Source organism: Streptomyces sp. NPDC006512 (genome assembly GCF_040611935.1).
Classification (GTDB): domain Bacteria; phylum Actinomycetota; class Actinomycetes; order Streptomycetales; family Streptomycetaceae; genus Streptomyces.
This window is the reverse complement of the sequence record NZ_JBEXPG010000068.1, coordinates 1-23,695: the sequence shown is the minus strand read 5'-3', so window position 1 is coordinate 23,695 and position 23,695 is coordinate 1. Positions and strand designations below refer to the sequence as shown.

Here is a 23,695-nt window from a genome sequence, read left to right as displayed (position 1 = left end):
CCGTCGGACGGTGCGGCGGACGATCATCGAGGGCGGGAGTGCCTGATGCCGGGCAAGGTGGAGCGACGGACCGTACGGGTCCTCCTGCTGGCCGGCGTCTGCTGCGTCCTGGTGGCCTGCGGGCTCGCCTACCGGGGCGAGTTGCGCGCGCTGCTCGGGCCCGTCGCCGACGGCGACCCGGAGCGCGGCAGCTACATGCAGGATCCCGGGCTCGCGGACCGGGCGGGCGCGGACGTACGGGAGGCCCTGCGCGCGGAGGCTCCGCCGGCGCGGGCGCTCGCGGCGACCGGGCAGGACCCGGCCGCCGCGTGGCGGCCCTCGGAGCCGCTGGAGGCCCGGCCGGTGGCCGCCGAGCCGGCGATCGGGGCGCTCTTCTCGCCCGGCCTCGACTGGGACGGCGACCACCACTGCTCCGCGTCCGTGGTCCACTCCCCCGGCGGGGACCTGATCGTCACCGCCGCCCATTGCGTGCACCAGGGCGGTTTCCGCACCAACCTCGTGTTCGTGCCCGGCTACCGGGACGGCGCGGCCCCCTACGGCGTCTGGGTGCCGACCCGCGTCGAGGTGGACCCGCGCTGGGTACGGTCCGCCGACCCGGACCACGACGTGGCCTTCCTGCGGGTGCGCCGCGCGGGGGAGCCCGGGGCGCGGCTGGAGGAGGTCACCGGGGCGCTGACGGCCGGCTTCGGGCCCCGGCTGCCCGCCCCGGCCCGCCTGGTGGGCTACCCGAACGACGCGGAGGAACCGCTCGGGTGCGCCAACACGGCCGTGTCCGCCGGGCCGGCGCAGCTGCGGCTGGACTGCGCGGACGTGCCCAACGGGACCAGCGGCGGCCCCGTCCTGACCGGGGACCGGACCCTGATCGGGGTGATCGGCGGCCGCGACGGCGGCGGGGACGAGGTGACCTCGTACAGCAGTTACCTCGGCGAGGACGCCCGCGCCCTGTACGAGCGCGCTGCCGCGGCCCCGGCCGGATGACCCGGTCTACGCGGGGTCCGGCGGCGGCTGGTGGGGCGGGTAGGCGGGGGCCGTCGGGGAGGTCGGCAGCCGCCACTTCGACAGGACCCGGACCATCGTCCCGGGACTGAGCAGGGTGTTGGGCGGGGCGGACAGCGAAAGCACCCCGAAGAAGCGGGCGGACAGCGCCGGATCGGTGTTGGCGCCGACCATCACGCGGGACATGTAGCGCTGGAGGATCCTGGTGGCGCGGTCGGGCGGCGGGCCCTCGGTCTGCGGGTAGCGCATGTCCTCGCTGGTGGCGATCTGCCAGGCGATGGACGCCTCGGCCGCGGTGACACGCTGGACGCGGCGGGCGGCGCCCGGGATCCGCTCGGAGTCCAGTCCGGCGAGCGCTCCGTCCAGGGCCTGCGCCGCGAGGGCGGCGACGGTCATCCCGTGCCCGTAGACCGGGTTGAAGCGGCAGGCCGCGTCACCGAGCACCAGGAAGCCCTCGGGCCAGCGGTCCATGCGCTCGTAGTGGCGCCGTTCGTTGGCGGTGCCCCGGAATCCGGCGGGGTCCGACAGGGGCGTCGCCCCGCTGATGGCGTCGTGGAGGGCGGGGCTGCGCAGGCTCCGCGCGAAGCCGAGGAACTCCTCGTCCTTGGTGGAGGGGGCGTGCGCGCCGTTCCCGATGAGGGTCACCAGCCAGCGGCCCCCTTCCAGTGGCACGAGCACCCCGCCGCGCGGAAGGTCCGGGCGGCCCTGGACGTACATCCCGTGCCAGCGGCGGGCCGGGTCAGGCGGGGCGGCGTAGAGGCGGCTGGAGTAGCCGAGGTGCGAGTCGTAGCGGGTGACGGCCGGGCAGGGGTAGCCGAGGGCGGCCAGCCAGGCGGGGGCCTTGGAGGTGCGGCCGGTGGCGTCGACGACGAGCCGGGCGGCCAGCGGTTCGCCGCCGCGCAGGGTCACCCCGGCCACCGAGCGGCCGTCCTCCCCGGCGAGCAGACCGCTGGCCGCACGGCCGTCCAGGACCCTGATCCGCACGTCGCGCAGTACGGCCCGCCGCACGCACCAGTCGATGAGCTCGCGGCTGCCCAGCAGGACGGGGGCGCCGGGTACGGGACGGAACCAGTCGGCCGGGCTCAGCCACAGGAAGTCCCGGGGCGATTCCAGCAGGGCGGCGCCGCCCGCCGTCAGTTCGGCGGTGAGGCCGGGCAGCAGCCGCTCCATCACGTCGACGCCCCGCGACCAGAGCACGTGCGCGTGCCGGGACTGCGGCAGCCCGGGGCGGAACCGCGGCCCCTCCTTGGGGAGTTCGTCCCGTTCGACCACGGTGACCCGGGGGAACCGCTCCGCGAGCACCCGCGCCGCCAGCAGCCCGGCGAGACCGGCCCCCAGGACCACCGCGTGGTCGTCCCGGGCTTCTGGGTGGTTGTCCGGAGTGTCGTCCATGCTCCCGATTGTCGGGCGGTCCCGGCGGCGCGGTCAGGCCCCGCCCCGGGGCGCCCGGAGGCGTCCGGGGGGCGCCCAGGGGCGCTCGGACGGGTCCGCGGGGCCCCGACGCGCGTGCGGTGGAACCGGCGCCCTCCGCTCCCGGCGGAGTCAGCCGGGGGTGGCCGCCGCGACGAGGACGTCGCCGGCCGCGACGCGGCTGTAGAGCACCGTGCGGCCCGTACGGCGGCGCAGGACCAGGCCGGCGGCGAGGAGCACCTTCAGCTGGCCCGCGACCGCGCCGAGGCTGTACCCGGTCAACGCCACCAGCTGCGTCGTGGACTTCGGACTCTCCAGCAGCACCAGCACCCTCGCCCGGACCGGCCCCAGCAGCCGGACCAGTGCCTGCGGGGCGGCCGCCGCGGCCCCTTGGGTGAGCTGCCCCGAACAGGGGTAGACCAGCGCGTGCCGGCGGGTCCCGGTCCAGGCGACCCACCCGTGTCCCGGGGTGACGGGGACGAAGACCAGCCCGGCCTCCCCCGACAGTTCCCGCGGCCGCCGCTGCTGGAGGTTGATCCGCAGCCTGCCCCCGCCCAGCCAGGCCATCCCCGGCCGCATCCCGGACAGGGCGTCGGCGAAGCCGCCCTGGCCGAGGTGCCGGGTCCGCACGAGGACGTCGGCCTCGGCGACCCGGCGGCGGCGCTCCCAGTCCGGGCGCACGGCCTCCGCCCACACCCACTCCAGCAGGTCGGCCGTCCTCGGACCCAGCCCCCGGGCGCGGGCGAGGCCCTCGGGGAGCCCGGAGGCGGCACGGAGGTCGGTACGCACCACCGCGTCCGGGGTGGCGCGGACCACGGCGAGCTCCTCCTCGAAGGTGCGCCCGTCGGGCGGCGGGGTGAGGTAGCCCGCGACCCACAGCCGGCCGAAGGCGGCCCGTACCAGTTCCCCGGTCAGGGGTTCGGCGGCCAGGTGGGCGCGGTAGTGCGGGAGCCGGTCCGCCAGCCACGCCCGCTCGGCCGGATGCGTCGCGGTCCGCCAGTGCAGCGCCATCAGCGCCGCCGTGGTCTCCGCGAGCGCCGACACCACGAACCGGCTCCCCGCCAGCGCGTCCGTGTCGATCCGCCACCAGCCCATGCGCCCCGCCTCCCCCTGCCGGCCGCGCGCCCGCGCACGCGCCCGCCGCGTACCCCTGCCCCCGCGGCCCGGTGCCGGGAGGGCGGAGGTTTCGCCGGTACGCGAAACATTAGGCGGCTCCGGGGGCCGGACCGAGACTCCCCGCATGCCCCGCACCTACCGCTCGCTCGCGCGCGTCCCCGAGTTCACGCCGTTCTTCGCCGCCGCCGCGCTCCGTACCGGCGCCTCCACCGTCGGCGGGCTCGCCCTCGGCGTGCTCGTCTACGACCGCACCCGCAGCCCGCTCCTCGCCGCCCTCGCCATGTTCGGACCCTGCCTCGCCCAGGTGCTCGGCGCGACCCTGCTGCTGTCCGCCGCCGACCGGCTGCCCCCGCGGGCCGCCCTCGGCGCCCTCGCGGCCCTCGCCGCGACGGGCACCGCCGTGCTCGCCGTGCCCGGACTGCCCTGGTGGGCGGTGTTCGCCGTGCTCCTCGGGCAGGGCCTCGCCGACTCCCTCGCCGGCGGGGTCCGGTACGGGCTGCTCACCGAGATCCTGCCGCCCGGCGACTACCTCGCCGGCCGGTCCCTGCTCGCCGTCTGCGGCGGCGTCACGCAGATCGCCGGCTTCGCCCTCGGCGGGGTGCTGCTCGCCGCCCTCTCCCCGCGCGGGGCCCTGCTGGCCGCCGCCGCGCTGGGACTGGCCGCCGCGCTCACCGTCCGGTTCGGGCTGCGCCACCGGCCCGCCCGGGCGGGCGGGCGGCCCTCCGCGGGCCGGACCTGGCGGGTCAACGTCCTGCTGCTCTCCGACCCGGCACGACGGCACCTCTACCTGGCCCTGTGGGTGCCCAACGGCCTGATCGTCGGCTGCGAGTCCCTGTTCGTCCCCTACGACCCCGCGCACGCCGGGCTCCTCTTCGGCTGCGCCGCCGCCGGCATGCTCGTCGGGGACACCGTCGCCGGGCGCTGGCTGCCCGCCCGCCTGCGGATCCGGCTGGCGGCCCCGCTGCGGCTGCTGCTCGCCGTGCCCTACCTGGTGTTCCCGCTGGAGCCCGGCCCGGCCGTCGCGGCGGCCGCGGTGACCGTCGCCTCCGTCGGCTACTCGGCCGGGCTGCTCATGCAGGAGCGCCTCGTCCCCCTGCTCCCCGAGGGAACCCAGGGCCAGGCCCTCGGGCTGCACTCGGCCGGGATGCTGACGATGCAGGGCGTCTGCGCCGCGCTCGCCGGAACCCTCGCCCAGTACACCTCGCCGGCTGTCGCGATCACCGCGCTGGCCGCCGCCTCGGTGGCGGTCACCCTGGCACTGGAGCCGGGGCTGCACCCCAGTAAGCTGCGGGTCCATCCCCCGCACGCTCCTTCTCCCGTTCCCCGAGGTACCGCGCAGTGAGCTCCGCAGCACCCTCCCACCCCGTCACGGTCGTCGGCCTCGGCGCCGACGGCTGGGCCGGGCTCACCGCCGCCGCGCGGTCCGCGCTGTCCCGCGCCGAGGTACTGATCGGCGGGCCCCGCCAGCTGGACCTGCTGCCCGCCGGCACGTGCCCGGGCCTGCGCGTCGCCTGGCCCAGCCCGCTGCGCCCCGCGGTACCGAAGCTGACGGCCGAGCACGCGGGCCGCCGGATCGCCGTACTGGCCAGCGGGGACCCCATGTTCTACGGGATCGGCCGCGCGCTCAGCGAGGAGCTGGGCCCGGAGCGGCTGCTGGTCCACCCGCACCCCTCTTCCGTTTCCTACGCGTGCGCCCGCCTGGGCTGGCCGGTGGAGGACACCGAGGTCGTCACCGTGGTCGGCCGGCCGGTGGCCCGGCTGGCGGCCGCCCTGTTCGAGGGGCGGCGGGTGCTGGTGCTGAGCGCGGGCCCCGGCTCCCCCGCCGAGATCGCCGCGCTGCTGCGGGAGCGCGGCTTCGGCCCGAGCCGGATGTGGGTGCTGGAACAGCTCGGTTCCGAACGCGAGGACACGTACGGGGGCACCGCGCGGCGGTGGGCGCACCCGCCCGGCGACGCGCTCAACGTGGTCGCCGTGGACTGCCGGCGCGATCCCGCGCACCCGGCCCCGCGGCTGGGCGCGACCCCCGGCCTGCCGGACGCCGCGTACGAGCACGACGGACAGCTCACCAAGCGGCACGTGCGCGCCGCGACCCTGTGCGCGCTGGCCCCGGCCCCCGGCGAGCTGCTGTGGGACATCGGCGGCGGCTCCGGTTCGATCGGCATCGAGTGGATGCGTACGCACCCGTCCTGCCGGGCGGTGGCGGTGGAGCGCGTCCCGGAGCGGGCCGCCCGCATCGCCCGCAACGCGGCCGCCCTCGGCGTCCCCGGCCTGCGCGTGGTCACCGGCGCGGCGCCCGCCGCCCTGGCCGGGCTGCCCGCTCCCGACGCGGTGTTCATCGGCGGCGGACTGACCGCCCCGGGCCTGCTCGACGCGGCCTGGACGGCGCTGGCCCCCGGCGGACGGCTCGTCGTCAACACGGTCACCCTGGAGTCGGAGGCGGTCCTCACCGACCGCTACCGCCGCCACGGCGGTGACCTGGTGAAGCTGGCCGTCGCGCACGCCGTGCCGGTCGGCGGTTTCACGGGCTGGCGGCAGGCCATGGCCGTCACCCAGTGGTCGGTGACGAAGCCCGCCGGAACCCCGGCGGACGAGACGGACAACGCAGACGAGGCAGAGGCGGACCGGACATGACCGTGTACTTCATCGGGGCGGGCCCCGGAGCGGCCGACCTGATCACCGTGCGCGGCGCCAGGACCCTGGCCGCCGCGCCCGTCTGCCTGTACGCGGGCAGTCTCGTCCCGCGCGAGCTGCTCGCCGAATGCCCGGCCGGCGCCCGCCTGGTGGACACCTCGCGGCTGAACCTGGACGAGATCACCGCCGAGTTCGTACGGGCCCACGCGGCCGGCCAGGACGTGGCCCGGCTGCACTCCGGTGACCCGTCGGTGTTCAGCGCGGTGGCCGAGCAGATGCGCCGCCTGGACGCGGCCGGCATCCCGTACGAGGTCGTCCCGGGCGTACCGGCCTTCGCCGCGGCGGCGGCCGCGCTGAAGCGGGAGCTGACCGTGCCCACCGTCGGCCAGACCGTGATCCTGACCCGGATCGCCCAGCAGGCCACGCCGATGCCGCCCGGCGAGGACCTGGCCACGCTCGGCCGCAGCGGTGCGCTGCTGGTCCTGCACCTGGCCACCCGGTACGCGGACCGCGTCGTCGAGGAACTGCTGCCGCACTACGGGGCCGACTGCCCGGCCGCGGTGGTCGCCATGGCCAGCCGACCCGACGAACTGGTGCTGCGCGGCACCCTCGCCGACATCGCCGGACAGGTGAAGGAGGCGGGCCTGGTGCGCACCGCGGTGATCCTGGTGGGCCGCACGCTGGGCGCCGAGCAGTTCCGCGACAGCCACCTCTACTCCGCCGAGCGCGACCGGCATGCCTGCTGAACCGGGCCGGGAGCGGGGCCCGCTCGGGCACGTCCTGATCCTGGGCGGTACGACGGAGGCCCGCCGCCTCGCGGAGGCACTGGCGCGGCAGGACGCGTACCGGGTGACGACCTCGCTGGCGGGCCGGGTCGCCGCCCCCGTGCTGCCGCCGGGCGGGACCCGGATCGGCGGGTTCGGCGGGGCCGCCGGACTGGCGGCCTGGACCGCCGCGCACGGCGTCACCCACCTGATCGACGCCACGCACCCGTTCGCGGAGCGCATGAGCTTCAACGCGGCCGGGGCGGCGGCCCTGTCGGGGGTGCCGCTGCTCGCGCTGCGCCGCCCGGGCTGGACGCCGGGGCCCGGCGACGACTGGACGTTCGCGGACTCCCTCGCCGGGGCGGCCGCGCTCCTGCCCCGGCTCGGCGGACGGGCGTTCCTGACCACCGGGCGCACGGGCCTGCACGTGTTCGCGGAGCTCACCGGCACCTGGTTCCTGGTGCGTTCGGTGGATCCCCCGGCCGGGCCGGTGCCGCCGCGGCTGGAAGTGCTGCTGGCGCGCGGCCCGTTCGGCCTGGAGGAGGAACGGGAACTCCTCGCCCGGCACCGGATCGACGTACTGGTGACCAAGGACAGCGGGGGTTCGGCGACCGCCCCGAAACTGACGGCCGCCCGCGAGGCCGGGATCCCCGTCCTCGTCGTACGCCGCCCCGCGGTCCCCGCGGGGGTCGTCGAGGCCGGATCGGTCGAGGACGCCTTGAGGTGGCTCGGTACCGCCGTGGCCGGCGCCGCCGGCCCGGGTGCGGGAAGCGAACATTCCGCGCACACCGCCAAGTCCTGACCGAAACGGCGCGCAGCCCGCTCCCACCGGCCGCGATACCGGCACCCACCAGCCCCCAACCGCGCTCCGTACCCTCTAGTCTGAGGCCATGCGGATACGTCACTCCCTCGTCCTGATCCTCGCCGCCGCGACACTCGTCACCGGATGCGGCGAGAAAGCGACGCCCCAAGGGTGGGAGCCCGACGACGCCCTCCAGCGGGCCGACGAGACCCTGGAGAAGAATGCCGGCGAGGGCCGGGTGACGATGCGCGGCACCGGATTCCTCGCCGCCGGGCTGAACAAGGACCTGGAGACCGGCGGGGAACGCCCGTACCGCTTCGACATCGCCTGCGACAGCGAGGAGGTCCCCCGGGTCAGTCTCGTCGTGTCCCGGGACGGCGGCTCCGGTGACCGCTCGTTCGACGTGCCCTGCACCGCCGGTGAGGTCACCCGGCTCAACTTCCCGGCGGGCAACGCGCTGACGGCGCACATCGAGCCCGCGCCGAAGGAGGACTCGCCGCCGGCCGGGGTCATCTCCTGGCAGCTGCTGACCCTCGACCCCAAAAGCGTCGAGGGCTGCGCCGACGACCTGTCGGGCTGCGCGGGCTGAACCGGCCGGTACGGTACGGCGGGCCCGGCCCGCGGGTGCGGTACGGGAACGCCCGCACCGCACCGTCAACCGCCGGTCCGGCTCACGGGTAGCGGCGCGGGGTCCACGTGACGCGCGACCCGTCGGGCCGCTCGGTGACCCGGGTCTGCGAGGAGCCGATCAGCAGGATCGTCCGCATGTCGACCTCGGCCGGCTCCAGCGCGTCCAGCGTCACGATCCGCACCGACTGTTCCGGGCCGCCCACGTCCCGCGCGACGACCACCGGGGTCTGCGGCGGGCGCAGTTCCAGCAGCAGCTCCCGGGCCTGGGCCACCTGCCAGGTGCGGGTGCGGGAGCCCGGGTTGTACAGGGCGAGCACCAGGTCGGCGGCGGCCGCGGCGCGCAGCCGCTCCGCGATGACCTCCCACGGCTTGAGCCGGTCGGACAGCGAGATGGTCGCGTAGTCGTGGCCGAGGGGGGCGCCGGCCGCGGCGGCCGCCGCGTTCGCGGCGGTCACCCCCGGCAGGACCCGTACGGGAACGTCCGCGTACTCGGGCTGTCCGGCGACCTCCAGGACCGCGGTGGCCATCGCGAAGACCCCGGGGTCGCCGCCGGAGACGACGGCCACCCGCTTGCCGCGCCGGGCCAGGTCGAGGGCGAACTCGGCTCGCTCGGACTCCACCTTGTTGTCGGAGCCGTGCCGGACCTGCCCCGGCTTGGCGGGGACCCGGTCCAGGTAGGTCGTGTAGCCGACGAGCACCTCGGCGTCGGCCAGCGCCCGCCGGGTCTCGGCGGTGAGCCACAGCGGGCCGGCCGGGCCGGTGCCGACGACGGCGACCTCGCCGGGGCCGGACGGCACGCTGCCGGGGTTGCCGATCCGGCTGGGCACGACGGCGACGGCGAAGTACGGCACGCTGTCCGGGTCGGTGTCCGCGAGGACCCCGGTGCGCTCGCCCTCCATCGTGGCGCGCTCCACGTAGCGGGCCTCGGCGAGGCGGCCGCTGTTCTCCATGGCCCGCCGGACGGCGGGGAAGGTCCGGCCGAGCTTCATCACGACCGCCGAGTCGGTGGCGGCGAGACGGGCCGTCAGCTCCTCCTCGGGCAGGGTGCCGGGCAGGATGGTCAGCACCTCCTCGCCCTCGACGAGCGGGGTGCCGAGCCGTGCGGCGGCGGCGCTCACCGAGGTGACGCCGGGGATCACCTCGGCCTCGTACCGGTGCGCGAGCCGCTTGTGCATGTGCATGTAGGAGCCGTAGAAGAGCGGGTCGCCCTCCGCGAGCACGGCGACGGTGCGGCCGGCGTCGAGGTGCGCGGCGAGGCGGGCGGCGGAGACCTCGTAGAACTCCTCCATCGCGCCCTGGTAGCCGCCGGGGTGGTCGGTGGTCTCGGTGGTGACCGGGTAGACCAGCGGCTCCTCGACGTGGTCGTCGCGCAGGTGCTTCGCGGCGATCGAGCGGGCGATGGAACGGCCGTGGCGGGCGCTGTGGTAGGCGATCACGTCGGCCTCGGCGATCACCTCGACGGCCCGCAGGGTCATCAGGGAGGGGTCGCCGGGGCCGAGCCCGACGCCGTACAGACGTCCGGCGCTCATTCGGCCACGCTCGCGATCGCGTTGACGGCGGCGGCCGCGATGGCGCTGCCGCCCCGCCGGCCCCGCACGATCAGGTGGTCGAGGCCCGAGGGGTGCGCGGCGAGCGCGTCCTTGGACTCGGCGGCGCCGATGAAACCGACGGGCACGCCGATGACGGCGGCGGGGCGCGGAGCCCCCTCCTCGATCATCTCCAGCAGCCGGAACAGGGCGGTCGGCGCGTTGCCGACGGCGATCACCGAGCCCTCCAACAGGCCCCGGTCGCGCCAGACTTCGAGCGCGGCGGCGCTGCGGGTGGTGCCCATCTTCGCGGCGAGTTCCGGCACGGCCGGGTCGGAGAGGGTGCAGATCACCTCGTTGTCGGCGGGCAGCCGCTTGCGGGTGACGCCGCTGGCGACCATCTGCACGTCGCACAGGATCGGCGCGCCGGCCTCCAGGGCGGCGCGGGCCCGCAGGACCACCTCGGGGGTGTAGCCGAGGTCCTGGGGGAGGTCGGTCATGCCGCAGGCGTGAATCATGCGCACCGCGACCTGGGCGACCGAGGCGGGCAGCCCGGAGAGGTCCGCCTCGGCGCGGATCGTGGCAAAGGACTGGCGGTAGATGGCCGCGCCGTCCTTCTCGTACTCGAACACGGTGTACTCGCTCATTTCTTCACTGTCTTCATCACTGCGGTTCTGAGGGGGAAGTGCTGGTACCGGTGCGGTGGACGCCGCGTGCGGTTCGTGCGGTCTTGAGGGCGGACGCCAGATCGGAGAGGGGGACGGGGGCGGGGGGCCGCCCCGGCGCGGAGAGCTCGTACCGGTCGGGTCCGGTGGCGACGAGGTCCACCCAGAGGGCGCCGCGGGGGTGCCCGCACCGGCGTTCGCAGCCGGACCAGTGGACGGGGAGGGCGCCGGCCGACGCGGTCGCGACGGCGCGCGCGTCGGCGCGTACGTCGGCCAGCGACTTGGCGCAACCGGGCCGCCCCGTACAGGCGGTGACGGACTCCCAGGGGCCGCCGGGGCCGAGGACCAGTCCGGCGGCCTCGATGCGGGCGGCGCCGTTGACGGGCCTGCGGGTGCTCGCCCGGGGCAGGACGACGGTCCGCCAGGGGGTGATCCGCAGCTGTCCGTCGCCCCGGTCGGCGACCTCGACGAGGACCCGCCACTGCTCGGAGCTCAGCCGGCCCAGCGGCGGCAGCACGCACAGGGGTGTCTGGTCGCCCGTGCCGGAGCCCCAGGGACGGGGCGGCGGGGCGTACGGCCAGTCCACCGCGGGCACGTGCGCCGCCGGGAGCCCGGCGGCTCGCAGGCGGACGGCGAACGCGGCGGCGGCCGGCCGGTGTTCGGCGGGCAGCTCGGCCACCCGCCAGGCGCGGGTGCCGGCGGAGTCGACGGCGTCCAGGAAGTGTTCGGCGGCGAGCAACGCGGCGCGGGGCGCGTCCGGCGCGGCGACCTCGACGGCATCGGCGGCCGCCCCGAACCGGACCAGAGCCCGGCCCGCGGGCAGCGCGAGGACGGTCACGTCGGGATCGAGCGCGGCGACGTCCCCCCGCCCGTCGTCAAGAGCGAACAGGAACCGCCCGGACAGCCCCACCACCCGGCTGCTCCCGCACAACAACCGATCCAGCTCCCGAACCCACGGCACCACATCGGCCCGCACCCCACCACCCCCACCCGACCTGCCGGAAGCACTGGGGGTGTTGGGGGTCCCGGAGGGCACGGTGGTCTCGGAAGGCTCAGTGGTACCGGAAGGCGCAGGGGTCAGGGAAGACCCGGGGGTCCCAGAGAGCCCGTGAGGCCCGGAAGACTCAGCACTCCCGGGGGTCCCGGAGAGCCCGGGGGTCGCAGAGCGCCCGGAGGTCCCGGAGGTCTCAGAACGCCCGGGGGTCCTGGGGGCACCGGAGACGCTGGGAGCATCAGAGGTCCCGGGGACACCGGAAACGCCCAGACCACCAGCGGTCCCAGGGACACCGGAAACGCCCGGAGCATCGTGAGTCGTCAAGGGGGCGGAGACGCCGGGGCCCGAGGGCGCGCCGGGGTCTCCGCAGGTCGCGTACGTGCCGGGGTCGACCGAGAGGGCCGGGATCCCTGAGATCCCGGACAGCGGGGTGGCGACGATGTTCCGCACCCGCTCGTGGCTCGGCGCGGGCAGCAGTCCGGCCGCCTCCAGCAGCTTCGCCAGCCCGGCTCCGCAGTCGTCGGTGAGGCCGCGGAGCTGGACGTTGCCGCGCGAGGTGAGTTCCAGGTGGCCGTCCCCGAACCGGTCGGCGGCGAGCGCCAGCACCGAGGCCTGCCGGGCGGTGAGGAGCCCGCCGGGGATCCGGACCCGCGCCAGCCGGCCGTCGTCCGCCGCGTGCAGGCGCAGCGCGCCGGGGCATGCGTCACCGCGGTCCCGTATGACGGGCTCGTCCCACGATGCGGCGGAAGGGGGCTGGGGCATGGCCGCGAGCATACCCACGATCTCCCCGCCCCGACCTGTGTCCGTCACCACCCCCACGCCCCGGACCAGCCACATCCCGCCCACCCCCGACCCGCCCGTCCCCCGCGAAGCGTGCCCGGAACAGCCCCCGGACACCCGGCAGCCCACTCCCACCACCCCCACGTCCGGCCCGGTCGGCCACGTCCCAGCCGCGCCTGCGTACGAGGCGCGGAGTCCGGGGCAGCACCCAGCAGCCGGCAGCCAGCACCCAGCGCCCGCCAGCCGGCCCCCGGCAGCCCGAAATCGCGGCGCCTGCACACTCCTCGCCCACCCCGACCCGCCAAATCCAGCCCCGCCGGCGTTTGAGGCGCGGGGTCCGGGGCAGCGCCCCGGCAACGGCGCCGCACCCGCACACCCCGCACACCCCCGCAGCCCCCACCCCCGCACCCCCCGCGGAGCGACACGTCACCCCCGCTCCCGCCCGGGGACCCCGCCGCCTAGGATGACCTTCCGACGGACCGTTCGGCCCGTCGTCGCCGAGGACGGCGACATGGGAGGAAGCCCGGTGCGATTCCGGCGCGGTCCCGCCACTGTGAACCCCGCGGAGCAACCCGTGGGGTGAGTCAGGAACTCCCGCTGTCCTCACTGCCCGGGGCGCGGAAACCCCGAGGAAGGCCTGCCGCCGCATGATCCTGCTGCTGTCGACGTCCGACACCGATCTGCTCAGCGCCCGCGCGTCGAACACGGCGGACGGCCCCGTCCCGTACCGGTTCGCGAACCCCTCCCGCCTTCCCCTCGACGACCTCCCCGGCCTCCTCGACGGCGTCGACCTGGTCGTCGTGCGCCTCCTCGGCGGCCTCCGCGCCTGGCAGGAGGGCCTCGACCTGCTGCTGGCCCCCGGCCAGACCCGCCCGGTGGTCGTCCTGACCGGCGAACAGGCCCCCGACGCGCAGCTGATGGAGGCCTCGACCGTCCCCATCGGCATCGCCGCCGAAGCCCACGGCTACCTCGCGCACGGCGGCCCCGCCAACCTCGACCAGCTGGCCCGGTTCCTCTCCGACACGGTCCTGCTGACCGGCCACGGCTTCGAGCCGCCCGCCGCCTCCCCGACCTGGGGCCCCCTGGAGCGCACGCCGGGGCGGACCGCCGGCCCGCTCGTCGCGGTGCTGTACTACCGCGCCCACCAGATGAGCGGCAACACCGCGTTCGTGCACGCCCTGTGCGAGGCCGTCGAGGCCCACGACGCGCAGGTGCTGCCCCTGTACGTCTCCTCCCTGCGCACCCCCGAGCCGGAGCTGATCGCCGCGCTGTCCGCCGCCGACGCGGTGGTCACGACCGTCCTCGCGGCGGGCGGCACCCGCCCGGCCACCGCCTCCGCGGGCGGCGACGACGAGTCCTGGGACGCGGGCGCGCTCGCCTCGCTCGGCGTGCCGATCCTCCAGGCCCTGTGCCTGACCGGCTCCCGCGGCACGTGGGAGGAGAACGACGAGGGCCTGTCCCCCCTCGACGCCGCGACGCAGGTCGCCGTCCCCGAGTTCGACGGCCGTCTGATCACCGTCCCGTTCTCCTTCAAGGAGATCGACGAGGACGGCCTGCCCGCCTACGTCGCGGACCCCGAGCGGGCCGCCCGCGTGGCCGGGATCGCCGTGCGTCACGCCCGGCTGCGGCACATCGACCGCCGCGACAAGAAGATCGCGCTCGTGCTGTCCGCGTACCCGACGAAGCACTCCCGCATCGGCAACGCGGTCGGCCTGGACACCCCGGCCAGCGCCGTCGAGCTGCTGCGCACCCTGATCGCGGGCGGCTACGACTTCGGCCCCGCCGACGAGATCCCGGGGCTGGTCTCGGGTGACGGCGACGAGTTGATCCGCGCGCTGATCGAGGCCGGCGGCCACGACCAGGACTGGCTGACGGAGGAGCAGCTGGCCCGCAACCCGGTCCGCATCCCGGCCGCCGACTACCGGCGCTGGTTCGCCGAGCTCCCCGCCGAGCTGCGCGAGAGCGTGGAGCAGCACTGGGGCGAGGCCCCCGGCAACATGTTCGTGGACCGTTCCGCGAACCCGGAGGGCGACATCGTCCTCGCCGCCCTGCGCCGCGGGAACCTCCTCGTCCTCATCCAGCCGCCGCGCGGCTTCGGCGAGAACCCGATCGCGATCTACCACGACCCGGACCTGCCGCCCTCGCACCACTACCTGGCGGCGTACCGCTGGATCCAGGCGCGTGCGCAGGACGGCGGCTTCGGCGCCGACGCGATGATCCACCTGGGCAAGCACGGCAACCTCGAATGGCTGCCGGGCAAGAACGCCGGCCTGTCCGCGTCCTGCGCCCCCGACGCCGCGCTCGGTGACCTCCCGCTCATCTACCCGTTCCTGGTCAACGACCCGGGCGAGGGCACGCAGGCCAAGCGGCGCGTGCACGCCACGCTGGTCGACCACCTGGTGCCGCCGATGGCCCGCGCGGAGTCGTACGGCGACATCGCGCGCCTGGAGCAGCACCTCGACGAGTACGCGCAGATCTCGGCGATGGACCCCTCCAAGCTCCCGGCGATCCGCGCCCAGATCTGGACCCTGATCCAGGCCGCGAAGCTCGACCACGACCTCGGCCTCGAAGAGCGCCCGGACGACGACGGCTTCGACGACTTCCTGCTCCACGTCGACGGCTGGCTGTGCGAGGTCAAGGACGCCCAGATCCGCGACGGCCTGCACGTCCTCGGCGGCGCGCCCACCGGTGAGGCCCGCGTCAACCTGGTCCTCGCGATCCTGCGCGCCCGGCAGATCTGGGGCGGTACGACGGCCCTGCCCGGCCTGCGCGAGGCGCTGGGCCTGGACGAGTCGGCGGCGACGCGCACCTCGGCGGACGCCGTCGAGGAGCAGGCCCGCGCGCTGGTCCAGGCGATGGAGGACGCGCACTGGTCCCTCGACGCGGTGGCCGCGGTCGCGGCGGGCCACGCGCAGGCCGTCGCCGACGTCCTGTCGTTCGCGGCGCGCGAGGTCGTCCCGCGCCTGGCGGGCACGACGGACGAGATCGCGCACGTGGTGGCCGCGCTGGACGGCGCCTTCGTCCCGGCCGGCCCGTCGGGCTCGCCGCTGCGCGGTCTGGTCAACGTGCTGCCGACCGGCCGGAACTTCTACTCGGTGGACCCGAAGGCCGTACCGTCGCGCCTCGCGTGGGAGACGGGCCAGGCGCTGGCCGAGTCGCTGCTGAACCGCTACCGCACCGACAACGGTGAATGGCCGGCGTCGGTCGGCCTGTCGCTGTGGGGCACGAGCGCGATGCGGACGGCGGGCGACGACATCGCCGAGGCGCTGTCCCTGCTGGGCGTCCGCCCGGTGTGGGACGAGGCCTCGCGCCGGGTCACCGGCATCGAGGCGGTGCCGCTCGCCGAGCTGGGCCGTCCCCGCATCGACGTGACGCTGCGCATCTCGGGGTTCTTCCGTGACGCGTTCCCGCACGTGATCGGCCTCCTGGACGACGCGGTGCGTCTCGCGGCCTCCCTGGACGAGCCCGCGGAGTCGAACTTCGTGCGCGCCCACGCCCAGGCGGACCTGGCCGAGCACGGTGACGAGCGGCGCGCGACGACCCGCATCTTCGGCTCGCGCCCGGGCACGTACGGGGCCGGCATCCTGCAGCTGATCGACTCCCGCGACTGGCGTACGGACGCCGACCTCGCGGAGGTCTACACGGTGTGGGGCGGCTACGCGTACGGCCGCGGCCTGGAGGGCCGTCCGGCCCGCACCGAAATGGAGACCGCCTACAAGCGGATCACGGTCGCGGCGAAGAACACGGACACCCGCGAGCACGACATCGCGGACTCGGACGACTACTTCCAGTACCACGGCGGCATGGTGGCCACCGTCCGCGCGCTGCGCGGCACGGCCCCGGAGGCGTACATCGGCGACTCCACCCGCCCGGAGACCGTGAAGACCCGGACCCTGGTCGAGGAGACCAGCCGCGTCTTCCGTGCCCGCGTGGTAAACCCGAGGTGGATCGAGGCGATGCGCCGCCACGGCTACAAGGGCGCCTTCGAGCTCGCGGCGACGGTCGACTACCTGTTCGGCTACGACGCCACGACCGGGGTCGTCGCCGACTGGATGTACGACAAGCTGACGGAGACGTACGTCCTGGACCCGGAGAACCGCGCCTTCCTGGAGGAGGCCAACCCGTGGGCCCTGCACGGCATCGCGGAACGCCTCCTCGAAGCGGAGTCCCGCGGCATGTGGGAGAAGCCGGACCCGCAGATCCTCGAATCCCTGCGCCAGGTCTACCTGGACACGGAGGGCAACCTGGAGGGTGAGGCGGAGTAGCGCCGCACGCCCGGGGCCCGGTTTCCACGACGGAGGCCGTCCCCCCGCCCGATGACCGGGCGGGGGGACGGCCTCTTCGCGTCCCGCCTCCCGGAGGCGGGACGAAGGCGCGCCCCGCGGGCCGCCCCTCGTATCCCCCTTCGGGCCGCGCCGCCGCGGAAAGAGCCGTGCGTCACCTGAAGCGGTGAACTCCCCCTTATCCCACGGGCACCAGGGGTAGGGCAGTGCTGATCTCGTGCGGGGGGCCGGGTCCGCCGTCCCCCCAGCCATGGACGAAAGGCCGACCCCGTCGTGACGCAGCCGTTTCAACTGCCGGATTTCTATGTGCCTTATCCGGCGCGACTGAACCCCCACCTGGAGGACGCCAGGGTCCACACCAAGCGCTGGGCGCGCGACTTCGGGATGCTGGAGGGCTCCGGCGTCTGGGAGGAGAAGGACCTCGACTCGCACGACTACGCCCTGCTCTGCTCCTACACCCACCCCGACTGCGACGGCGAGGCGCTGGCGCTGGTCACCGACTGGTACGTGTGGGTCTTCTTCTTCGACGACCACTTCCTGGAGATGTACAAGCGCTCCCAGGACCGCGTCGGCGCCAAGGCCTACCTGGACCGGCTCGCCGCCTTCATGCCGATGGACCTGGCCGACGGCTTCCCCGAGGCGACCAACCCCGTCGAGGCGGGGCTCGCCGACCTGTGGGCCCGTACCGTCCCGGCCATGTCGATGGACTGGCGGGAACGGTTCTCCTTGTCGACGAAGAACCTCCTCGACGAGTCGATGTGGGAACTGGCCAACATCGACATCGGCCGGGTGGCGAACCCCCTCGAATACATCGAGATGCGGCGCAAGGTGGGCGGCGCCCCCTGGTCGGCCGGCCTGGTCGAGTACGTCTCCGCCGAGGTGCCGGCCCGCGTCGCGCACTCGCGGCCGCTGGGCGTGCTGCGCGACGCCTTCTCCGACGCCGTGCACATCAGGAACGACATCTTCTCCTACCAGCGCGAGGTCGCCGACGAGGGCGAACTCTCCAACGCCATCCTGGTGTTGGAGACCTTCCTCGGCTGCACCACCCAGGAGGCCGCCGAGGCCTCCAACGACCTGCTCACCTCCCGCCTCCAGCAGTTCGAGCAGACCGCCCTCGCCGAGCTCCCCCAGCTCTTCGCCGACCATGCGATGGGCCCGGCCGAGATCGCCGCCGTCCTCGCCTACACCAAGGGGCTCCAGGACTGGCAGTCGGGCGGCCACGAGTGGCACATGGTCTCCAGCCGCTACATGAACAAGGAGGCCCGGCGCACCACCCCGCTCACCCTGCCCTTCCTCCCCTCGGGCCTCGGCACCACCGCCCTCGACCTGGGAGCGCTGTTCACCCGCCGCTCGATGGAGCTGCGCGGGCGCTCCTTCACCCACGTCCCCTTCGAGCCCACCGGCCCGTCCGTGATCCCGGACGTCTACATGCCGTTCCGGCTCTCCCTGAGCCCCCACCTCGACCACGCCCGCGAGGGTTCGGTGGCCTGGGCCCGCGCCATGGGCCTGCTGGACCCCCAGCCCGGCGATCCCGGCTCCGCGATCTGGAACGAGGACAAGCTCCGCGGTTACGACTTCGCGCTCTGCTCCGCCGGCATCGACCCCGACGCCACCCCCGAGGCGCTGCTGCTGAACGCGTGCTGGCTCACCTGGGGGACGTACGGGGACGACTACTACCCGGTGGTGTTCGCCCAGTCCAAGAACCTCCCGGCGGCGCAGGCGACCACCGCCCGCCTCGTGTCGATGATCCCGGTCGACCACGCCGAACAGCCCGTGCCGGCCACCGCGATGGAACGATCCCTCGCCGACCTGTGGGTGCGCACCAGTGAGGGAATGGCACCGGCGGTCCGCGCCGAGTTCCGCGCGACCCTGGTGAGCATGCTGGAGAGCTGGGTGTGGGAGATGGAGAACCTGATCCGCAACCGGGTCCCGGACCCGGTGGACTACGCGGAGATGCGCCGCCACACCTTCGGCTCGCACCTCACGATGTACCTGTGCCGGCTGGGGCAGGCGGGCCGGGGCATCCCCGACGAGATCTACGCCTCCGGGACCATCAGATCGCTGGAGAACGCGGCGGCCGACGCCGCCTGCTTGATCAACGACGTCTTCTCCTACCAGAAGGAGGTGGAGGTCGAGGGCGAGGTCCACAACTACATCCTCGTCACCCGGAACTTCTTCGACATCGGCTATCCGGAGGCGCTGCGGATCTGCCACGCGCTGATGACGCAGCGCACGGAGGAGTTCGAGCACATCGTGGCGACGCAGCTGCCGCTGCTGTACGACGACTGGAAACTGGACGCCGGCGCCCGGGCCGGTCTCGACGCGTACGTCGGAGAGCTCCAGGACTGGCTGGCCGGGATCCTCAACTGGCACGAGAAGTGCCGCCGTTACCGCGCGGAGGACCTGCACCGGCTGGGCGACGGGCTGTCCACGGGCGTCTTGAGCCCCGGGTTCGGCATGTCGGCGGCCAGGATCTCGCTGCCCGCCTGACCGCGGTACGGGTCCCGGGCGGCGGGGACGGACCGCTCGCCCGCCCCCGCCGCCCGGGGCTCAGAACTCGTCGGCCGTGTGCGGCAGCGGCTCGGTGCGCAGGGCCGCGTCCAGGGCGGCCGCCGCGCCGGGCGTCCGCTCGTCGACCAGTCCGGCGGCCACCAGCTCGGTCGTCCGGGTCCCGCCGAGGTAGCAGGCGGCCAGCTCCCGTACGTCGAGGACCAGGTCCGGGTCCGCCCGGGCCGGCTCGTACGTCGCCCCGTCCGGGCCGGCCTTGAGCCGGAACCGCCCCGCGTTCGCGGGCCTGCGCACGTCGGCCAGGTCCAGCACGAGTTCCACGGGTGCGGCCCAGTCCCGCGCGGTCAGCGCCGCCCGTACGTCGACCAGGCGCAGCCAGAGCGCCGGGAACTGGGCGGTGACCTTGACCTGGTCCCGGTCGGCGGCGAAGTGCAGGAGCGGGTCGTCGGCCGGCCGGCCCCAGGCGCGGACGCGGCCGGTCAGGTCGAGGGAGCTGACGCAGTCCCACAGGGCGGCGGCCACGGCCGGGGTGTCGGCCTCCAGTTCGTCGACGCGCACCAGGCCCGGGCTGCGGCCGGGGCCGGCAGTGTCGTCCTCCGGTTTGGTGCGGAACAGGACGTAGCCGGCGACGGGTTCGCCCGGATCGCCGAGGACGATGATCCGGGGCGGGCCCAACTCCTCGTCCTCCTCGTCCTGTTCGCAGAGCCACTCCTCGGCCCAGCGTTCCGGGCTGCGGCTCGGCCGGCCGGCCCGGACCGCGCGGGCGGCCTCGTGGCGGGGGCCGATCACGGCGAGGGCGTCGGCCGGGTCCACGAGGCGCAGGGGGCGGGGGTCGGGTGTGATGCGCAGGGCCAGGGGCCTGCTGGAGTCGATCTCGATGGTGACGCCCTGGGTGGCGGCGCCGTAGCCGAAGCGGCCGTAGATGGCGGCCTCGGAGGCCCAGAGCGCGGCGAGGGGGCTGCGGGCCGCTGCGGCGCGGCGCAGCTGTTCGTCCATGAGGGCGGTCAGGACGCCCCGGCGGCGGTGGGTGGGCGCGACGGACACGAAGGTGAGGCCGGGACAGCCGAGGTCGCCGCCGGGGACCGAGAGCCGGAAGTGGTGCGCGGCCATGAAACCGACCAGCGCGTCACCGTCGTAGGCGCCGATGCGCGAGCAGCGGCCGAGGAGGGCGCGGTGCCGTGCGCGTCCTTCGGACTCCGGGCGGTCGTGGAAGACCAGGTAGGCGAGCTCCTGGGCGCGGTCGATGTCGGCCTCGGGTACCTCGCGGATGTCCACCATGATCCGGAGACTAATCGGTCATCGCGGACCGGTCACCCCTTAATGGCCGGATCTGTGGATGTGACCGGTTTTCGGCGCATCCGGCCCGTCCCGGGAGCCGGTGGGAACGGCGGAAGGGCACGACCCGCGGGGGTCGTGCCCTGGGACCCGGCGCCGGACCGGCCGGCGCTCCGGGTCTCGCTGTCAGGTCCCGCTCCAGGTCCGCTTCAGGTCTCGCTTCAGGCGACGGAACCGATCCTGCCGATCACGGAGTTCGAGGTGTCGCGGTGGATCGGGATGTGCGCGCCGGTGAGGGCCGCCCCGGTGCCGCCGCGGCGGTTCGCGACGATCTCGGCGGCGATGGACAGCGCGGTCTCCTCCGGGGAGCGGGCGCCGAGGTCCAGGCCGATCGGGGAGCGCAGCCGGGCCAGTTCGAGCTCGGTCACGCCGACCTCGCGGAGCCGCTTGTTGCGGTCCTCGTGGGTGCGGCGGGAGCCCATGGCGCCGACGTAGGCGACGGGGAGCTTGAGGGCCAGTTCGAGGAGCGGGACGTCGAACTTGGCGTCGTGGGTGAGGACGCACAGGACGGTGCGGCCGTCGAGGGAGCCCGCTTCGGCCTGGGCCTCCAGGTAGCGGTGCGGCCAGTCGACGACGATCGTGTCCGCTTCGGGGAAACGGTTCTTCGTGGCGAACACGGGCCGGGCGTCGCAGAGGGTCACGTGGTAGCCGAGGAACTTGCCGATCCGCACCAGGGCGGAGGCGAAGTCGATGGCGCCGAAGACGACCATCCGCGGGGGCGGGACGCTGGACTCGACGAGCACCTTGAGCGGCTCCCCGCAGAGCCGTCCGTCCGCGCCGATCTCCAGCACGCCGGTCCGGCCGGCGTCCAGCATGGCGCGGGCCTCCTCGGCGAGGGTGCGGTCCAGTTCGGGGTGTCCCCCGAAGCCGCCCTCGTAGGAGCCGTCGGCGCGGACGGTGACGGCGCGGCCCATCAGCTCGGCGGGGCCTTCGGCGATCCGGGCCACCGCGGCCGCCTCGCCGCGGGCGGCGGCGGCCAGCGCGGTCGCCAGCACCTGGCGCAGGGGGGAGCCGACGGGTACCGGGGTGACCAGGATGTCGATGATGCCGCCGCAGGTCAGGCCCACGGCGAAGGCATCGTCGTCGCTGTACCCGAAGCGCTCCTGGACGGTCTCGCCGTCTTCGAGCGCCTGCTGGCACAGCTCGTACACCGCGCCCTCCACGCACCCACCGGAAACCGAGCCGATCGCCGTGCCCTCGCCGTCGACGGCGAGCGCGGCTCCGGGCTGCCGGGGCGCGCTCCCGCCGACCGCCACGACCGTGGCGACGGCGAAGTCACGTCCCTGCTCGACCCACCGGTTCAGTTCTTCGGCGATGTCCAGCATGTGCGGCCTCCTCGGAGGGGTTCGGTTTCCAGTATCTGATACGTGGAGGGAACGGTTGTCGTTCGTTCCGGGTCGGGTCAGTGGACCCCGAGCCAGCCCTCGATCGGGTTGAGGGCGAAGAACACCAGGAAGATGCCGGTCAGCGCCCACATGAAGGCACCGATCTCGCGGGCCTTGCCCTGCGCGACCTTGATGGCCACGTAGGAGATGACACCCGCGGCGACACCGGCGGTGATCTGGTACGTGAACGGCATGATCACGACGGTCAGGAAGACCGGGATCGCGGTCGCGCTGTCGGACCAGTCCACGTGGCGGGCGTTCTGCATCATCATCGCGCCGATGACGACCAGGGCGGCGGAGGCGACCTCGCCGGGGACGACCTGCGTGATCGGGGTGAAGAAGAGGCACGCCGCGAAGAAGAGGCCGGTGACGACGGAGGCGAGGCCCGTGCGGGCGCCCTCGCCGACGCCGGTGGCGGACTCGACGAACACGGTCTGGCCGGAGCCGCCCGCGACACCACCGATGGCGCCACCGGCGCCGTCGATGAACAGGGCCTTGGACAGGCCCGGCATGCGGCCCTTGTCGTCGGCGAGCTTGGCCTCGGTGCCGACGCCGATGATGGTGGCCATCGCGTCGAAGAAGCCGGCGAGCACCAGGGTGAAGACGATCATGCCGATCGTCATGACGCCGACGTCGCCCCAGCCGCCGAACTCGACCTTGCCGAAGAGCGAGAAGTCCGGCATGGAGACCGCGGAGCCCGCGAGCTCCGGCGGGCCGTTCTTCCAGGCCTTCGGGTCGATGTCGACGATCGCGTTCAGGATCGCGGCGAGGACGGTGCCGCCGACGATGCCGATCAGGATCGCGCCGGGGACCTTGCGGGCCTGCAGCATGAAGATGGCGAGCAGGGTGACGCAGAAGAGCAGGACGGGCCAGCCGGCGAGCTCACCGACCGCGCCGAGCTGGACCGGGGGGCCGAACTCGGGACCGCGGCCCACGAAGCCGGCCTTCACGAGGCCGATGAGGGCCACGAAGAGGCCGATGCCCATGGTGATCGCGTGCTTGAGCGCGAGGGGGATCGCGTTCATGATCATCTCTCGGAGGCCGGTGACGACCAGGAGACAGATCACGACGCCGTACATCACGCACATGCCCATGGCCTGCGGCCACGTCATCTGCGGTGCCACCTGCGAGGCCAGCACGCCGGACACGGAGAGACCGGCGGCGAGCGCGAGCGGCACCTTGCCGACGAAGCCCATGAGCAGCGTGGTCAGGGCCGCCGCGAAGGCGGTGGCCGTGATCAGGGCCGCGGGGGCCATGGTGTTTCCGGCGACGTCCTTGCCGGAGAGGATCAGGGGGTTGAGCAGCAGGATGTACGCCATGGCCATGAAGGTCGTGATACCGCCACGAACTTCGTTGCCGACGTTGGATCCTCTGTGCGTTATGTGGAAATACCGGTCGAGCCAAGAACGCCCGGCGGGGTTCAGAGAGCCGTCGCCGGCCTCCTCCGCACTGGTCTTGGGCTCCACTGATGACTGGGTCATGGTGCCTAACTCCCAAGGTTCAAAGGGGCACCCGCATAAAGATTGGAGACACGGGATTTGGGAAACTGCGTTTGGCTGCACGACCCGGGGTGACGGCCCGAGGCGACGCGAATGTTCACTGCGTGTACTGCGGGTAGTGCGGGGGTGACCGCTGGTACTACGTGGGGGTTTCTGCAGGGGTACTGCCAGGTGCGAGGACCGCGAGCGGTGCGGTACTTCGTGCTCCGGGCGGTGCGACCGAAAGTGTGACGTTCCCTGTCGCACCGCCCGGAAATCGGGGGAAGTGGGGTCCGGGGGGCGCGCGGCCCCCCGACCACGCCCGCCGAGATGGTTCAGGTGAGGGCTTACGGACCGGAAGAGATCTGAAGAGAGGGGTGTAGTGAAAGAGG

16 protein-coding genes and 1 riboswitch are annotated in these 23,695 nt (G+C 74.4%); of the genes, 8 read left to right on the top strand and 8 right to left on the bottom strand.

Annotated elements, in window-relative coordinates:
- The first annotated feature begins 45 nt into the window (after positions 1 to 45).
- A complete protein-coding gene (locus ABZZ17_RS33595; RefSeq protein WP_356881919.1) occupies positions 46 to 978 on the top strand; it encodes a trypsin-like peptidase domain-containing protein in 933 nt (310 codons plus the stop codon).
- Between the two features lie 6 nt (positions 979 to 984).
- Here the strand turns inward: ABZZ17_RS33595 and ABZZ17_RS33590 are convergent, their stop codons facing one another.
- Both ABZZ17_RS33590 and ABZZ17_RS33585 read right to left on the bottom strand, forming a co-directional pair.
- Entirely contained in the window at positions 985 to 2,388 is a 1,404-nt protein-coding gene (locus tag ABZZ17_RS33590) for a hypothetical protein (protein WP_356881917.1), read from the bottom strand.
- A 150-nt stretch (positions 2,389 to 2,538) separates the two neighbouring features.
- Positions 2,539 to 3,501: a transcriptional regulator gene (locus tag ABZZ17_RS33585; protein WP_356881916.1), complete on the bottom strand. Its 963-nt coding sequence runs from the start codon at positions 3,499 to 3,501 to the stop codon at positions 2,539 to 2,541.
- 145 nt (positions 3,502 to 3,646) lie between these two features.
- Between ABZZ17_RS33585 and ABZZ17_RS33580 the strand changes: the two genes are divergently transcribed.
- From ABZZ17_RS33580 to ABZZ17_RS33560, 5 genes are all read left to right on the top strand, one after another.
- Entirely contained in the window at positions 3,647 to 4,864 is a 1,218-nt protein-coding gene (locus tag ABZZ17_RS33580; RefSeq protein ID WP_356881914.1) for an MFS transporter, read from the top strand.
- On the top strand, positions 4,861 to 6,153 hold the full coding sequence (gene cbiE, locus ABZZ17_RS33575) for a precorrin-6y C5,15-methyltransferase (decarboxylating) subunit CbiE (RefSeq protein ID WP_356881912.1): 1,293 nt from the start codon (positions 4,861 to 4,863) through the stop codon (positions 6,151 to 6,153). Before ABZZ17_RS33580 ends, cbiE begins: the two co-directional genes overlap by 4 nt.
- Complete coding sequence (gene cobM / locus ABZZ17_RS33570) at positions 6,150 to 6,899, top strand: precorrin-4 C(11)-methyltransferase (RefSeq protein ID WP_356881910.1); 750 nt, start codon at positions 6,150 to 6,152, stop codon at positions 6,897 to 6,899. The genes cbiE and cobM overlap by 4 nt, the downstream gene beginning before the upstream one ends.
- On the top strand, positions 6,889 to 7,719 hold the full coding sequence (locus ABZZ17_RS33565) for a cobalt-precorrin-6A reductase (RefSeq protein WP_356881908.1): 831 nt from the start codon (positions 6,889 to 6,891) through the stop codon (positions 7,717 to 7,719). The genes cobM and ABZZ17_RS33565 overlap by 11 nt, the downstream gene beginning before the upstream one ends.
- 88 nt (positions 7,720 to 7,807) lie before the next feature.
- Entirely contained in the window at positions 7,808 to 8,308 is a 501-nt protein-coding gene (locus tag ABZZ17_RS33560; protein ID WP_356881906.1) for a hypothetical protein, read from the top strand.
- 82 nt (positions 8,309 to 8,390) lie between these two features.
- Here ABZZ17_RS33560 and ABZZ17_RS33555 read toward each other — a convergent pair whose 3' ends face one another.
- From ABZZ17_RS33555 to ABZZ17_RS33545, 3 genes are read right to left on the bottom strand one after another with little or no spacing between them, the layout of a single operon-like run.
- A complete protein-coding gene (locus tag ABZZ17_RS33555) occupies positions 8,391 to 9,878 on the bottom strand; it encodes a precorrin-2 C(20)-methyltransferase (RefSeq protein WP_356881904.1) in 1,488 nt (495 codons plus the stop codon).
- Positions 9,875 to 10,522, bottom strand: a complete 648-nt coding sequence (locus ABZZ17_RS33550) for a precorrin-8X methylmutase (RefSeq protein WP_356881902.1) — start codon at positions 10,520 to 10,522, stop codon at positions 9,875 to 9,877. Before ABZZ17_RS33550 ends, ABZZ17_RS33555 begins: the two co-directional genes overlap by 4 nt.
- Positions 10,523 to 10,538: 16 nt before the next feature.
- Positions 10,539 to 12,296 (bottom strand): nitrite reductase, encoded by a 1,758-nt coding sequence (locus ABZZ17_RS33545; protein WP_356881900.1) that lies wholly within the window; start codon positions 12,294 to 12,296, stop codon positions 10,539 to 10,541.
- A gap of 533 nt (positions 12,297 to 12,829) precedes the next feature.
- A riboswitch (cobalamin riboswitch) is annotated at positions 12,830 to 12,908 on the top strand.
- A 53-nt stretch (positions 12,909 to 12,961) separates the two neighbouring features.
- Here ABZZ17_RS33545 and cobN point away from each other — a divergent pair.
- Entirely contained in the window at positions 12,962 to 16,579 is a 3,618-nt protein-coding gene (gene cobN / locus ABZZ17_RS33540) for a cobaltochelatase subunit CobN (RefSeq protein WP_356881898.1), read from the top strand.
- Between the two features lie 291 nt (positions 16,580 to 16,870).
- The gene (locus ABZZ17_RS33535) at positions 16,871 to 19,087 is read left to right on the top strand and encodes a germacradienol/geosmin synthase (RefSeq protein WP_356881896.1); all 2,217 of its coding nucleotides are present in this window, start codon (positions 16,871 to 16,873) and stop codon (positions 19,085 to 19,087) included.
- Between the two features lie 60 nt (positions 19,088 to 19,147).
- On the opposite strand, the gene ABZZ17_RS33530 is transcribed toward ABZZ17_RS33535, so the two are convergent.
- The 3 genes from ABZZ17_RS33530 to ABZZ17_RS33520 all read right to left on the bottom strand — a co-directional run bounded on the left by ABZZ17_RS33530 (position 19,148) and on the right by ABZZ17_RS33520 (position 23,306).
- Positions 19,148 to 20,383, bottom strand: a complete 1,236-nt coding sequence (locus tag ABZZ17_RS33530) for a GNAT family N-acetyltransferase (RefSeq protein ID WP_356881894.1) — start codon at positions 20,381 to 20,383, stop codon at positions 19,148 to 19,150.
- A 218-nt stretch (positions 20,384 to 20,601) separates the two neighbouring features.
- Positions 20,602 to 21,765 (bottom strand): XdhC/CoxI family protein, encoded by a 1,164-nt coding sequence (locus ABZZ17_RS33525; protein ID WP_356881892.1) that lies wholly within the window; start codon positions 21,763 to 21,765, stop codon positions 20,602 to 20,604.
- A gap of 77 nt (positions 21,766 to 21,842) precedes the next feature.
- Positions 21,843 to 23,306, bottom strand: a complete 1,464-nt coding sequence (locus tag ABZZ17_RS33520; protein WP_356881890.1) for an NCS2 family permease — start codon at positions 23,304 to 23,306, stop codon at positions 21,843 to 21,845.
- Between the last annotated feature and the right edge of the window lie 389 nt (positions 23,307 to 23,695).

Coding starts and splice junctions, on each gene's coding strand:
- ABZZ17_RS33595 (WP_356881919.1), top strand. CDS start 46: ATGCCGGGCAAGGTGGAGCGACGGACCGTACGGGTCCTCCTGCTGGCC.
- ABZZ17_RS33590 (WP_356881917.1), bottom strand. CDS start 2,388: ATGGACGACACTCCGGACAACCACCCAGAAGCCCGGGACGACCACGCG.
- ABZZ17_RS33585 (WP_356881916.1), bottom strand. CDS start 3,501: ATGGGCTGGTGGCGGATCGACACGGACGCGCTGGCGGGGAGCCGGTTC.
- ABZZ17_RS33580 (WP_356881914.1), top strand. CDS start 3,647: ATGCCCCGCACCTACCGCTCGCTCGCGCGCGTCCCCGAGTTCACGCCG.
- cobM (WP_356881910.1), top strand. CDS start 6,150: ATGACCGTGTACTTCATCGGGGCGGGCCCCGGAGCGGCCGACCTGATC.
- ABZZ17_RS33565 (WP_356881908.1), top strand. CDS start 6,889: ATGCCTGCTGAACCGGGCCGGGAGCGGGGCCCGCTCGGGCACGTCCTG.
- ABZZ17_RS33560 (WP_356881906.1), top strand. CDS start 7,808: ATGCGGATACGTCACTCCCTCGTCCTGATCCTCGCCGCCGCGACACTC.
- ABZZ17_RS33555 (WP_356881904.1), bottom strand. CDS start 9,878: ATGAGCGCCGGACGTCTGTACGGCGTCGGGCTCGGCCCCGGCGACCCC.
- ABZZ17_RS33550 (WP_356881902.1), bottom strand. CDS start 10,522: ATGAGCGAGTACACCGTGTTCGAGTACGAGAAGGACGGCGCGGCCATC.
- ABZZ17_RS33545 (WP_356881900.1), bottom strand. CDS start 12,296: ATGCCCCAGCCCCCTTCCGCCGCATCGTGGGACGAGCCCGTCATACGG.
- cobN (WP_356881898.1), top strand. CDS start 12,962: ATGATCCTGCTGCTGTCGACGTCCGACACCGATCTGCTCAGCGCCCGC.
- ABZZ17_RS33530 (WP_356881894.1), bottom strand. CDS start 20,383: ATGGTGGACATCCGCGAGGTACCCGAGGCCGACATCGACCGCGCCCAG.
- ABZZ17_RS33525 (WP_356881892.1), bottom strand. CDS start 21,765: ATGCTGGACATCGCCGAAGAACTGAACCGGTGGGTCGAGCAGGGACGT.
- ABZZ17_RS33520 (WP_356881890.1), bottom strand. CDS start 23,306: ATGACCCAGTCATCAGTGGAGCCCAAGACCAGTGCGGAGGAGGCCGGC.